General features: G+C 40.9%; 18 protein-coding genes. All 18 read right to left on the reverse strand.

Going from position 1 to position 10,948, the window contains the following annotated elements; translation table 11 throughout:
* Nucleotides 1–13: 13 nt before the first annotated feature.
* The 18 genes from rplX to A6755_RS00630 all read right to left on the reverse strand — a co-directional run bounded on the left by rplX (nucleotide 14) and on the right by A6755_RS00630 (nucleotide 10,946).
* Nucleotides 14–325 carry a 50S ribosomal protein L24 gene (gene rplX, locus A6755_RS00545; RefSeq protein WP_034305002.1) on the reverse strand — a complete coding sequence of 104 codons (312 nt, stop codon included), beginning with the start codon at nucleotides 323–325 and terminating at the stop codon, nucleotides 14–16.
* A gap of 43 nt (nucleotides 326–368) precedes the next feature.
* A complete protein-coding gene (gene rplN / locus A6755_RS00550) occupies nucleotides 369–737 on the reverse strand; it encodes a 50S ribosomal protein L14 (protein ID WP_034305005.1) in 369 nt (122 codons plus the stop codon).
* 41 nt (nucleotides 738–778) lie between these two features.
* Nucleotides 779–1,042, reverse strand: a complete 264-nt coding sequence (gene rpsQ, locus A6755_RS00555; RefSeq protein WP_048677887.1) for a 30S ribosomal protein S17 — start codon at nucleotides 1,040–1,042, stop codon at nucleotides 779–781.
* An 18-nt stretch (nucleotides 1,043–1,060) separates the two neighbouring features.
* The gene (rpmC, locus tag A6755_RS00560; RefSeq protein ID WP_034305010.1) at nucleotides 1,061–1,264 is read right to left on the reverse strand and encodes a 50S ribosomal protein L29; all 204 of its coding nucleotides are present in this window, start codon (nucleotides 1,262–1,264) and stop codon (nucleotides 1,061–1,063) included.
* Nucleotides 1,254–1,688, reverse strand: a complete 435-nt coding sequence (rplP, locus tag A6755_RS00565) for a 50S ribosomal protein L16 (RefSeq protein ID WP_034305012.1) — start codon at nucleotides 1,686–1,688, stop codon at nucleotides 1,254–1,256. Before rplP ends, rpmC begins: the two co-directional genes overlap by 11 nt.
* Before the next feature lies 1 nt (nucleotide 1,689).
* On the reverse strand, nucleotides 1,690–2,346 hold the full coding sequence (gene rpsC / locus A6755_RS00570) for a 30S ribosomal protein S3 (protein WP_034305014.1): 657 nt from the start codon (nucleotides 2,344–2,346) through the stop codon (nucleotides 1,690–1,692).
* 3 nt (nucleotides 2,347–2,349) lie between these two features.
* Nucleotides 2,350–2,691 carry a 50S ribosomal protein L22 gene (gene rplV / locus A6755_RS00575; RefSeq protein WP_034305017.1) on the reverse strand — a complete coding sequence of 114 codons (342 nt, stop codon included), beginning with the start codon at nucleotides 2,689–2,691 and terminating at the stop codon, nucleotides 2,350–2,352.
* A gap of 17 nt (nucleotides 2,692–2,708) precedes the next feature.
* A complete protein-coding gene (gene rpsS / locus A6755_RS00580; protein ID WP_034305018.1) occupies nucleotides 2,709–2,987 on the reverse strand; it encodes a 30S ribosomal protein S19 in 279 nt (92 codons plus the stop codon).
* A 60-nt stretch (nucleotides 2,988–3,047) separates the two neighbouring features.
* Entirely contained in the window at nucleotides 3,048–3,878 is an 831-nt protein-coding gene (rplB, locus tag A6755_RS00585; RefSeq protein ID WP_034305021.1) for a 50S ribosomal protein L2, read from the reverse strand.
* 26 nt (nucleotides 3,879–3,904) lie between these two features.
* On the reverse strand, nucleotides 3,905–4,189 hold the full coding sequence (rplW, locus tag A6755_RS00590) for a 50S ribosomal protein L23 (RefSeq protein WP_034305023.1): 285 nt from the start codon (nucleotides 4,187–4,189) through the stop codon (nucleotides 3,905–3,907).
* Nucleotides 4,189–4,812 (reverse strand): 50S ribosomal protein L4, encoded by a 624-nt coding sequence (gene rplD, locus A6755_RS00595; protein WP_034305025.1) that lies wholly within the window; start codon nucleotides 4,810–4,812, stop codon nucleotides 4,189–4,191. Before rplD ends, rplW begins: the two co-directional genes overlap by 1 nt.
* A 25-nt stretch (nucleotides 4,813–4,837) precedes the next feature.
* Entirely contained in the window at nucleotides 4,838–5,467 is a 630-nt protein-coding gene (gene rplC, locus A6755_RS00600; protein ID WP_048677885.1) for a 50S ribosomal protein L3, read from the reverse strand.
* Between the two features lie 40 nt (nucleotides 5,468–5,507).
* The gene (gene rpsJ / locus A6755_RS00605; RefSeq protein ID WP_019244375.1) at nucleotides 5,508–5,816 is read right to left on the reverse strand and encodes a 30S ribosomal protein S10; all 309 of its coding nucleotides are present in this window, start codon (nucleotides 5,814–5,816) and stop codon (nucleotides 5,508–5,510) included.
* Nucleotides 5,817–6,226: 410 nt separating this feature from the next.
* Nucleotides 6,227–7,414, reverse strand: coding sequence for an elongation factor Tu (tuf, locus tag A6755_RS00610; protein ID WP_048677883.1), 1,188 nt, complete (start codon nucleotides 7,412–7,414; stop codon nucleotides 6,227–6,229).
* A gap of 121 nt (nucleotides 7,415–7,535) precedes the next feature.
* On the reverse strand, nucleotides 7,536–9,614 hold the full coding sequence (fusA, locus tag A6755_RS00615; protein ID WP_048677880.1) for an elongation factor G: 2,079 nt from the start codon (nucleotides 9,612–9,614) through the stop codon (nucleotides 7,536–7,538).
* Nucleotides 9,615–9,658: 44 nt separating this feature from the next.
* Nucleotides 9,659–10,129, reverse strand: coding sequence for a 30S ribosomal protein S7 (rpsG, locus tag A6755_RS00620; RefSeq protein WP_048677878.1), 471 nt, complete (start codon nucleotides 10,127–10,129; stop codon nucleotides 9,659–9,661).
* Nucleotides 10,130–10,170: 41 nt separating this feature from the next.
* A complete protein-coding gene (gene rpsL / locus A6755_RS00625; RefSeq protein ID WP_034305038.1) occupies nucleotides 10,171–10,593 on the reverse strand; it encodes a 30S ribosomal protein S12 in 423 nt (140 codons plus the stop codon).
* A 104-nt stretch (nucleotides 10,594–10,697) separates the two neighbouring features.
* Nucleotides 10,698–10,946: a 50S ribosomal protein L7ae-like protein gene (locus A6755_RS00630; protein ID WP_034305040.1), complete on the reverse strand. Its 249-nt coding sequence runs from the start codon at nucleotides 10,944–10,946 to the stop codon at nucleotides 10,698–10,700.
* Between the last annotated feature and the right edge of the window lie 2 nt (nucleotides 10,947–10,948).

A 10,948-nucleotide genomic window follows, 5' to 3' on the forward strand; every position in this document is an offset into this window, starting at 1 on the left:
CTTCATTTATGACTTATTTATCTAAAGATTCACCTGATATTTTAGCTACGCGTACTTTTTTACCATTTTCGATCTTATATCCAACACGAGTCGGTTTACCTGATTTAGGATCAAGTGGCATTACATTGGATACGTGAATAGCAGCTTCTTTACTGATAATTCCACCTTGTGGATTAAGTTGAGATGGCTTTGAATGCTTTTTCACGATGTTAATTCCTTCAACAAGTACACGATTTTGTTTCGGATATGCAGAAAGAATTGTTCCTTGTTTGCCTTTGTCCTTACCAGAGATGACTACGACTTTGTCACCTTTTTTAACATGCATTAGCTTGGCACCTCCTTGAAAGGCTTTATACAAATTTTACATATTATAGAACTTCTGGAGCAAGAGAAACGATCTTCATGAAACTATTGTCACGTAATTCACGAGCAACAGGTCCAAAAATACGTGTTCCACGTGGGCTCTTATCGTCACGGATAATTACACATGCGTTTTCATCGAAACGAATGTAAGAACCGTCAGGACGACGCATACCACGTTTTGTACGGACAACAACAGCCTTAACGACTTCACCTTTTTTAACAACGCCTCCTGGTGTTGCCTGTTTAACTGTACAAACGATGATATCACCGATGTTTGCAGTCTTACGGCCTGAACCACCTAGGACTTTAATTGTTAGCACTTCACGAGCACCTGAATTGTCAGCGACTTTTAAACGAGATTCTTGTTGAATCATGTACGGTACCTCCCTTCGGAATTAGCTTAATCCGAACTAGATTAAATGATTACTGCTTTTTCTACTACTTCTACAAGACGGAAGCGTTTTGTAGCTGAAAGTGGACGAGTTTCCATGATACGTACTACGTCGCCTGCTTTAGCTTCGTTTAGCTCGTCATGAGCTTTAAACTTTTTAGAATATTTCACGCGTTTACCGTATAAAGAATGCTTTTTATAGGTCTCTACAACAACTGTAACTGTTTTATCCATTTTGTCGGATACTACGCGTCCAGTGTAGATTTTGCGTTGGTTGCGTTCGCTCATTCTGCAAACCTCCATTCATTATCGATTAGTGACACCGATTTCTCTTTGACGAACAACTGTTTTCATACGAGCAATCGATTTGCGAACTTCACGGATGCGAGCTGTATTTTCAAGTTGTCCAGTAGCTAACTGGAAACGAAGATTAAATAGTTCTTCTTTAAGAGATTTTAGTTTTTGTTCAATTTCAGCAGTGGTTAGATCTTTGATTTCATTAGCTTTCATTTGTTTCACCACCAATTTCCTCTCTTTTTACAAACTTGCATTTGATTGGAAGTTTGTGTGCTGCAAGGCGCAATGCTTCTCTTGCCACCTCTTCAGATACACCAGAGATTTCAAACATAACTTTGCCCGGTTTAACAACTGCTACCCATCCTTCAGGAGCACCTTTACCGGAACCCATCCGTACTTCAAGCGGCTTAGCTGTGTAAGGTTTGCTTGGGAAGATTTTGATCCAAACTTTCCCTCCACGTTTCATATAACGAGTCATCGCAATACGAGCTGCTTCGATTTGACGGTTCGTGATCCAGGAAGCTTCTTGAGCTTGAAGTCCAAATTCTCCGAAGTGAACTTCAGTGCCGCCCTTAGCCATCCCTCTCATCTTACCGCGGTGTTCACGACGGTATTTTACGCGTTTTGGCAATAACATATTATTTTCCTCCTTCCTCAGATTTCTTCTTAGTAGGAAGAACTTCTCCACGGTAGATCCAAACTTTCACGCCTAGCTTACCGTAAGTAGTATCTGCTTCAGCATGAGCATAGTCTATGTCTGCACGAAGTGTGTGAAGTGGAACTGTTCCTTCGCTGTAATGTTCAGCACGAGCAATATCAGCACCGCCAAGACGACCAGAAACTTGAGTTTTGATTCCTTTTGCTCCAGAACGCATAGTACGTTGGATAGCTTGCTTTTGAGCACGACGGAATGAAACGCGGTTTTCTAATTGACGAGCGATGTTTTCTGCAACCAATTTTGCGTCAAGATCTGCTCTTTTAATTTCGATGATATTGATATGAACTCTTTTGCCAGTCAACTGGTTCAAAGCTTTACGAAGTGCTTCGACCTCAGTACCGCCTTTACCGATAACCATTCCTGGTTTAGCAGTGTGGACAGATACATTGATACGGTTAGCTGCACGCTCGATTTCAACTTTTGAAACAGAAGCATCATTTAGACGTTTCGCGATATATTCACGAACTTTGATGTCTTCATGCAAAAGAACTGCGTAGTCTTTATCAGCGTACCATTTGGATTCCCAGTCACGGATTATCCCGATACGCATACCGATTGGATTTACCTTTTGACCCACAGATTACCCCTCCTTCTTTTCTGATACAACGATTGTAATATGACTAGTACGTTTGTTAATTGCACTCGCACGACCTTGAGCGCGAGGACGGAAACGTTTTAATGTTGGTCCTTCATTAACGTATGCTTCTGAAACGACTAGGTTATTAATATCCATTTCGTAGTTATGTTCTGCATTTGCGATAGCAGATTTCAGAATTTTTTCTACGACTGGAGAAGCAGATTTTGGTGTTAAGCGAAGAATCGCTACTGCTTCACCTACTTGTTTTCCTCGAATTAAATCTGCGACTAAACGCACTTTACGAGGAGCAATACGAACTGTTTTAGCGACAGCTTTAGCTTGCATGAGATGCCCTCCTCTCATTAACGTCTTGTTTTCTTGTCATCACTTGCGTGACCTTTATAAGTGCGTGTAGGCGCGAATTCGCCTAGTTTGTGACCTACCATATCTTCTGTTACATAAACCGGCACGTGCTTACGACCGTCATAAACGGCGATTGTGTGTCCGATGAATTGCGGGAAGATTGTTGAGCGACGAGACCAAGTTTTTACTACCTGTTTCTTGTCAGCTTCATTTAATTTTTCAACTTTTACCAATAAATGATCATCAACAAAAGGCCCTTTTTTTAAGCTACGACCCATGCGAGTACCTCCCTTCGTGACTGTTCTACGGTTCTATTTATGAACCGTAGCTCAATCCCGTTATTTTTTACGACGACGTACGATAAATTTATCGGATTTATTTTTCTTCTTACGAGTTTTGAATCCAAGAGTAGGTTTACCCCATGGAGACATTGGTGATTTACGTCCGATTGGCGCTTTACCTTCACCACCACCGTGTGGGTGATCATTCGGGTTCATTACAGATCCACGAACTGTTGGGCGTTTACCTAACCAACGGTTACGGCCAGCTTTACCAATGTTGATAAGTTCATGTTGTTCATTACCGACTTGACCGATTGAAGCACGGCAAGTAGCAAGAATCATACGAACCTCACCTGAGTTTAAACGTACAAGTACATAACGGCCTTCTTTACCAAGTACTTGAGCAGAAGTACCTGCTGAACGGACTAATTGTCCACCTTTTCCTGGTTTAAGCTCGATGTTATGAATTACTGTACCAACTGGGATGTTAATTAGAGGTAGTGCGTTACCCACTTTGATGTCAGCTTCTGGACCTGACATAACTTCCAAACCTACTTCTAGGTTTTTCGGAGCTAGGATATAACGTTTTTCTCCATCAACGTAATTAATTAATGCAATGTTTGCAGAACGATTTGGATCGTACTCAATAGTAGCAACGCGTCCTGGTATACCATCTTTATTCCGTTTGAAATCGATGATACGGTATTGACGCTTGTGGCCGCCACCTTGATGACGAACTGTTAACTTACCTTGGTTATTACGGCCGCCTTTGCTGTGTAAAGGAGCAAGTAATGATTTTTCCGGTTTGTCTGTAGTGATCTCAGCAAAATCGGAAGTTGTCATATTACGTCGACCGTTAGAGGTAGGTTTATACTTCTTAATCGCCATTTGTATTTCCCTCCTTCTCTAATGAATTAAGCCTCGAATAGCTCGATTTCTTTGCTGTCAGCAGTTAATTTAACAATAGCTTTACGGCGCTTGTTAGTATAGCCTGCATGTTTGCCCATGCGTTTGAATTTACCTTTGTAGTTCATGATGTTTACTTTCTCAACTTTAACGCCGAAAATTTCTTGAACAGCATCTTTAACTTGAGTTTTATTAGCTCTAACATCAACTTCAAAAGTATATTTCTTTTCAGCCATTATGTCTGAAGAGCGTTCAGTGATTACGGGGCGCTTAATGATATCGCGTGCATCCATTATGCAAGCACCTCCTCTACTTTTTCGACAGCTGATTTAGTCAAGATCAATTTGTTGTGTGAAACAACATCAAGAACATTAAGACCATCAGCTTCAACTACAGTAACACCAGGGATGTTACGTGCAGAAAGAGCAACTTTCTCATCTAAACCGTCAGTAACCACTAACGTTTTAGTATCTACAGAAAGGTTTTTAAGTACCGCTACAAACTCTTTTGTTTTTGGAGCTTCGAAAGACAAGCTTTCAAGTACCAAAATGTTCTCTTCCAATGCCTTTGCAGACAATGCAGATTTAATAGCTAAACGACGTACCTTTTTAGGTAGCTTGTAAGCGTAAGATCTTGGAGTTGGTCCAAAAACAACGCCACCGCCACGCCATTGTGGAGAACGGATAGAACCTTGACGCGCACGTCCAGTTCCTTTTTGTTTCCAAGGTTTACGTCCACCGCCTGCAACTTCAGAACGGTTTTTAACTTTATGAGTTCCTTGACGTAAGGAAGCTCGTTGCATGATGATTGCTTCAAATAATACGTGATTATTAGGTTCGATACCAAAGATGGATTCATTTAGTTCGATGTCGCCAACTTGTGAACCTGTTTGGTTGAACAATGTAACTTTTGGCATTCTATTGCTCCTCCTTTCTCAGAAATTACTTTGCTTTAACAGCAGATTTAACTTTGATCAATGCTTTTCTAGCACCAGGTACATTACCTTTGATCAATAGTAGGTTACGTTCAACATCAACTTTAACGATAGCTAAGTTTTGAACAGTGATTTGATCTCCACCCATACGTCCTGGTAAAAGTTTACCTTTGAATACGCGGTTTGGAGCTACAGGACCCATTGAACCTGGGCGACGGTGGTAACGAGAACCATGAGACATAGGTCCGCGAGATTGTCCATGACGCTTGATAGAGCCTTGGAAACCTTTACCTTTTGAAATTCCTGATACATCTACTAAATCGCCTTCAGCGAAAATACTAACATTGACTTCTTGACCGATCTCATATTCAGTAAGATCCGTTCCGCGGAATTCGCGAATGAAGCGCTTAGGAGTAGTATTTGCTTTTTCAACATGGCCCTTTTCAGGTTTGTTAGAAAGCTTTTCACGTTTGTTTTCAAAACCAACTTGAACTGCTTCATAGCCATCAGTTTCAACAGTTTTCTTTTGAAGAACCACGTTATTAGCAGCTTCGATAACTGTTACCGGAATAAGTTCACCGTTTTCAGCAAAAACTTGAGTCATACCGATTTTTCTTCCTAAGATTCCTTTGGTCATAAGTCACACCTCCTAGAGTAATTGTTCATATTTATATGAATTATAATTTAATTTCAATGTCAACGCCTGATGGTAAATCTAAACGCATCAATGAGTCAACTGTTTGTGGAGTTGGGTTAACGATGTCGATTAGACGTTTATGCGTACGCATTTCGAATTGTTCACGAGAATCTTTGTATTTATGAACCGCACGTAGGATCGTGTATACCGATCTTTCAGTAGGTAATGGAATCGGACCAGATACAGCCGCACCAGAACGTTTTGCAGTTTCAACAATTTTCTCAGCAGATTGATCAAGGATTCTGTGATCATATGCTTTTAAACGGATACGAATTTTTTGTTTTGCCATAATTTTCCCTCCTTTTCGCCTATTTTAAAATAGACCTTCTCAATGGAAATTTCCCACACACTCGCCATGGCAAAGCGGCCGGGTGTGTCAGCAACCTTCCATATCATCGCAGTCAAAGACCAACATTGTCTATTATACATATAACACAAGTGAAATGCAAGTCAAACTTATATTTTTTCTTGTGCAACACACTTTTATTATTATACATACTATCACAAGTATTTACAAGTACATTCTACGAGGTCTTTCGTATCCATTTTCTTCATTTGTAATTATCAAGAAACCCATTAAATAAACTCCAGTTATTATAGAAGAAAGAATGAATATTCTTTACAAATAAAAAAGAAGCAGATGGCGTCCCATCTGCTTCTTCCGGAAGGCGTCCCTTCCAATATTGTTTTATCAATCAATTATTCTTGGATTGTAGCAACTACGCCAGCGCCTACAGTACGTCCACCCTCACGGATAGAGAATTTAGTACCTTCTTCGATAGCGATTGGAGCGATAAGTTCTACAGTCATTTCGATGTTATCTCCAGGCATAACCATTTCTACGCCTTCAGGAAGGTTACAAATACCAGTTACGTCAGTTGTACGGAAGTAGAACTGAGGACGGTAGTTTGTAAAGAATGGAGTGTGACGTCCACCTTCTTCTTTAGAAAGAACATAAACTTCAGCTTTGAACTTTGTGTGTGGAGTGATAGTGCTTGGTTTCGCAAGAACTTGTCCACGTTGGATATCTTCACGGGATACACCACGAAGAAGTGCACCGATGTTGTCACCAGCTTCAGCATAGTCAAGAAGTTTACGGAACATTTCAACACCAGTTACAGTTGTTGGTTTAGACTCTTCGTTGAAACCGATGATGTCAACAACGTCACCGACTTTAACTTGTCCACGCTCAACACGACCAGTTGCAACTGTTCCACGACCAGTGATTGAGAATACATCCTCAACTGGCATCATGAATGGCTTGTCAGTGTCACGAGTTGGTTCTGGGATGTACTCGTCAACAGCTGTCATTAATTCATGGATTTTTTCTTCCCAAGCAGCGTCTCCTTGAAGAGCTTTTAGGGCAGATCCTTTGATAACTGGAATGTCATCGCCAGGGAATTCGTATTCAGATAGTAGATCACGGATTTCCATTTCTACTAATTCAAGAAGTTCTTCGTCATCTACCATGTCGCATTTGTTCATGAATACTACTAGGTATGGTACACCTACTTGACGAGAAAGAAGGATGTGCTCACGAGTTTGTGGCATTGGGCCATCAGCAGCAGATACTACTAGGATTCCGCCGTCCATTTGTGCAGCACCTGTGATCATGTTTTTAACATAGTCAGCATGTCCTGGGCAGTCAACGTGTGCATAGTGACGAGTAGCTGTTTCGTACTCAACGTGTGCAGTAGAGATTGTGATACCACGTTCTCTTTCTTCTGGAGCACCATCGATTTGGTCATAAGCGCGAGCTTCAGCTCCACCAGATTTAGCAAGTACAGTTGTGATTGCAGCAGTTAGAGTTGTTTTACCATGGTCAACGTGACCAATTGTTCCAACGTTAACGTGCGGTTTTGAACGATCAAATTTAGCTTTTCCCATTAGGAATTCCTCCTTAAAATTATAAATAAAAAATTAAGTATATAGGGGCTGTGAAAGAAGACTAATTCTTCCATCACAGCTTACATAAGATAGTTATACTTTAATAAGAGATGAAAATCAATTATTCACCTTTATTTTTTTTGATGATTTCTTCAGAAATGCTCTTAGGTACTTCTTCATAATGATCGAAGTGCATAGAGAATGTTCCGCGTCCTTGAGTGTTAGAACGTAAAGATGTAGCATATCCGAACATTTCAGATAGTGGAACCATCGCTTTAACCATTTGCGTGTTACCGCGAGCTTCCATACCTTCTACACGACCACGACGAGATGTGATATCTCCCATGATGTCGCCTAGATAATCTTCTGGAATAACTACTTCCACTTTCATGATCGGTTCAAGGATGACAGGACTACATTTAGATGCTGCATTTTTAAGTGCCATAGATGCAGCGATTTTAAATGCCATTTCATTGGAGTCAACGTCATGGTAAGATCCGTCGAATAATTTAGCTTTGATGTCGACTAGCGGGTAACCAGCAAGTACACCACGGTCAAGTGAATCAACTAATCCAGCTTGTACAGCAGGGATATATTCACGTGGTACTACACCACCGACGATAGCATTTTCAAATTCGAATCCTTTACCTTCTTCGTTTGGACCAAATTCGATCCATACGTGTCCGAATTGTCCACGACCACCAGATTGGCGAACGAATTTACCTTCAACTTTAGCTGAGCCACGGAAAGTTTCACGGTATGCTACTTGAGGAGCACCAACGTTTGCTTCCACTTTGAATTCGCGACGCATACGGTCAACAAGGATGTCCAAGTGAAGTTCACCCATACCAGCGATGATCGTTTGACCAGTTTCTTGGTCAGTATGCGCACGGAATGTTGGATCTTCATCTTGAAGCTTTTGTAAAGCTTGAGACATTTTGTCTTGGTCTGCTTTTGATTTCGGCTCAACTGATAGAGAGATAACTGGCTCTGGGAATACCATGGACTCAAGAATTACTTGGTTCTTGTCATCACATAGAGTATCTCCAGTTGTAGTATCTTTCAAACCAACGGCTGCTGCGATATCTCCTGCATATACAGTAGAAATTTCTTCACGGCTGTTTGCGTGCATTTGAAGGATACGTCCAATACGCTCACGTTTTCCTTTAGTTGAGTTGATTACATAAGATCCTGATTCTAGTGTACCAGAGTACACACGGAAGAATGTAAGTTTACCAACGTAAGGGTCAGTCATAACTTTAAACGCTAAAGCAGAGAACGGTTCAGAATCATCTGAATGACGTTCAACTTCATCTTCTGAATCCGGTAATGTACCTTTGATAGCTGGTACATCCAATGGAGAAGGAAGGAAGTCGATAACGTTATCAAGCATTAATTGAACACCTTTGTTTTTGAAAGCCGATCCGCAGATAACTGGGAAGAATTCAACATTAACGGTTGCTGTACGGATGGCTGCTTTTAATTCAGCAATGCTGATTTCTTCGCCGCCAAGGTATTTTTCCATTAAGTCTTCATTAACTTCTGCTACTGCTTCAATTAACTTTTCACGGTATTCTTCAGCTAATTCCCGGTGTTCTTCAGGAATTTCACCGATAGTGATATCAGTTCCTAGGTCATTACCGTAGAAATGAGTTTTCATTTCAATTAGGTCAATGATTGCAGAGAATTGATCCTCTGCTCCGATTGGTAACTGAACTGGGTGAGCGTTAGCTTGTAAACGATCGTGGATAGTTCCAACTGAATACAAGAAGTCTGCACCGATTTTGTCCATTTTATTTACGAATACGACACGTGGTACACCATAAGTTGTAGCTTGGCGCCAAACCGTTTCAGTTTGAGGCTCAACACCTGATTGGGCATCAAGTACAGCTACAGCTCCATCAAGTACGCGCAAAGAACGTTCAACTTCAACTGTGAAGTCTACGTGTCCCGGTGTATCGATGATGTTTACACGGTGACCTTTCCACTGCGCAGTTGTTGCAGCGGAAGTGATCGTGATTCCGCGTTCTTGTTCCTGTTCCATCCAGTCCATTTGTGAAGCACCTTCGTGCGTTTCACCGATTTTGTGAATTTTACCAGTATAATATAGAACACGTTCTGTTGTTGTCGTTTTACCAGCATCGATGTGAGCCATGATACCGATATTACGAGTGTTTGCTAAGGAGAACTCTCTTGCCATTTGTCTTTCTCCTTCCTTCTATAAGGATTTTATAGTGATTAATCTTACCAGCGATAATGTGCGAAAGCTTTGTTGGCTTCAGCCATTTTGTGTGTATCTTCACGTTTCTTAACTGCTGCTCCAGTATTGTTGGCAGCATCCATGATTTCATAAGCTAAACGCTCTTCCATCGTTTTTTCTCCACGAAGGCGAGAGTAGTTTACTAACCAACGAAGTCCTAGAGTCGATTTACGGTCTGGACGCACCTCAACTGGTACTTGGTAGTTAGCTCCACCCACACGGCGTGCTTTTACTTCTAGTACAGGCATGATGTTTTTAAGTGCTTGATCGAAAACTTCGATCGGCTCATTGCCAGTACGTTCTTTGATTAAATCAAATGCAGAGTAAAGAATTTTTTGTGATTTACCTCTTTGTCCATCAACCATTAATTTGTTGATTAAGCGAGTCACAAGTTTTGAATTATATATTGGATCTGGTAATACGTCTCTTTTCGTTACAGGTCCTTTACGAGGCATTATATTTCCTCCTTTCAAGAAAGTTCAATTTTGGTTTTAGATTATTTTTTTGCTGCTTTCGGACGCTTAGTACCGTATTTAGAACGGCCTTGCATACGATTGTTAACTCCAGCTGTATCAAGAGCACCACGTACGATATGGTAACGTACCCCTGGTAAATCTTTTACACGTCCGCCACGGATAAGAACCACGCTGTGTTCTTGTAGGTTGTGACCGATACCTGGGATATAAGCTGTTACCTCGATACCGTTTGTTAAACGCACACGCGCATATTTACGTAACGCGGAGTTTGGTTTTTTCGGTGTCATAGTACCCACACGAGTGCAAACACCACGTTTTTGCGGAGATGATACGTTAGTTTGTGCTTTTTTAAAGCTGTTGTAGCCTTTGTTAAGTGCTGGAGATTTTGAATTAACCTCTTTAGACTCGCGTCCTTTACGCACTAATTGATTAATAGTAGGCATTACATTTTTCCTCCCTTCACGTTTTCATTTCTAGTACCACACATCCAGGTGGTTCATAAATGGGTAAAAACAAAGTCTTTGCAAATATTATTGCAAAAACATTTTTACTTTTTAATGGCAACAGTTGCTGCTCCGACATCAATACCACATGCTTTGCCAAGCATTCTCATCGAATCAACATATGTGATAGGAACATCCAATTCTTTGGCGGTCTCAACGACACGCCCAGTCAAGTATATATCTGCATCATCAGCGATGATAACTTCTTGAATTAAATTGTTTTTAAGAGCTCTAACTGCTTGCTTCGTCCCTATAATCACTGACTTTGCCTGTATTACTTTTTCATAAGACATGG

This window comes from Peribacillus frigoritolerans (assembly GCF_001636405.1).
Taxonomy (GTDB): Bacteria; Bacillota; Bacilli; order Bacillales; family DSM-1321; genus Peribacillus; species Peribacillus frigoritolerans.

What these genes read in the sequence shown, in the direction of transcription:
- rplX (WP_034305002.1), bottom strand. Translation starts at nt 325, where the DNA reads ATGCATGTTAAAAAAGGTGACAAAGTCGTAGTCATCTCTGGTAAGGAC.
- rplN (WP_034305005.1), bottom strand. Translation starts at nt 737, where the DNA reads ATGATTCAACAAGAATCTCGTTTAAAAGTCGCTGACAATTCAGGTGCT.
- rpsQ (WP_048677887.1), bottom strand. Translation starts at nt 1,042, where the DNA reads ATGAGCGAACGCAACCAACGCAAAATCTACACTGGACGCGTAGTATCC.
- rpmC (WP_034305010.1), bottom strand. Translation starts at nt 1,264, where the DNA reads ATGAAAGCTAATGAAATCAAAGATCTAACCACTGCTGAAATTGAACAA.
- rplP (WP_034305012.1), bottom strand. Translation starts at nt 1,688, where the DNA reads ATGTTATTGCCAAAACGCGTAAAATACCGTCGTGAACACCGCGGTAAG.
- rplV (WP_034305017.1), bottom strand. Translation starts at nt 2,691, where the DNA reads ATGCAAGCTAAAGCTGTCGCTAAAACAGTTCGTATTGCTCCTCGTAAA.
- rpsS (WP_034305018.1), bottom strand. Translation starts at nt 2,987, where the DNA reads ATGGGTCGTAGCTTAAAAAAAGGGCCTTTTGTTGATGATCATTTATTG.
- rplB (WP_034305021.1), bottom strand. Translation starts at nt 3,878, where the DNA reads ATGGCGATTAAGAAGTATAAACCTACCTCTAACGGTCGACGTAATATG.
- rplW (WP_034305023.1), bottom strand. Translation starts at nt 4,189, where the DNA reads ATGGATGCACGCGATATCATTAAGCGCCCCGTAATCACTGAACGCTCT.
- rplD (WP_034305025.1), bottom strand. Translation starts at nt 4,812, where the DNA reads ATGCCAAAAGTTACATTGTTCAACCAAACAGGTTCACAAGTTGGCGAC.
- rplC (WP_048677885.1), bottom strand. Translation starts at nt 5,467, where the DNA reads ATGACCAAAGGAATCTTAGGAAGAAAAATCGGTATGACTCAAGTTTTT.
- rpsJ (WP_019244375.1), bottom strand. Translation starts at nt 5,816, where the DNA reads ATGGCAAAACAAAAAATTCGTATCCGTTTAAAAGCATATGATCACAGA.
- tuf (WP_048677883.1), bottom strand. Translation starts at nt 7,414, where the DNA reads ATGGGAAAAGCTAAATTTGATCGTTCAAAACCGCACGTTAACGTTGGA.
- fusA (WP_048677880.1), bottom strand. Translation starts at nt 9,614, where the DNA reads ATGGCAAGAGAGTTCTCCTTAGCAAACACTCGTAATATCGGTATCATG.
- rpsG (WP_048677878.1), bottom strand. Translation starts at nt 10,129, where the DNA reads ATGCCTCGTAAAGGACCTGTAACGAAAAGAGACGTATTACCAGATCCA.
- rpsL (WP_034305038.1), bottom strand. Translation starts at nt 10,593, where the DNA reads ATGCCTACTATTAATCAATTAGTGCGTAAAGGACGCGAGTCTAAAGAG.
- A6755_RS00630 (WP_034305040.1), bottom strand. Translation starts at nt 10,946, where the DNA reads ATGTCTTATGAAAAAGTAATACAGGCAAAGTCAGTGATTATAGGGACG.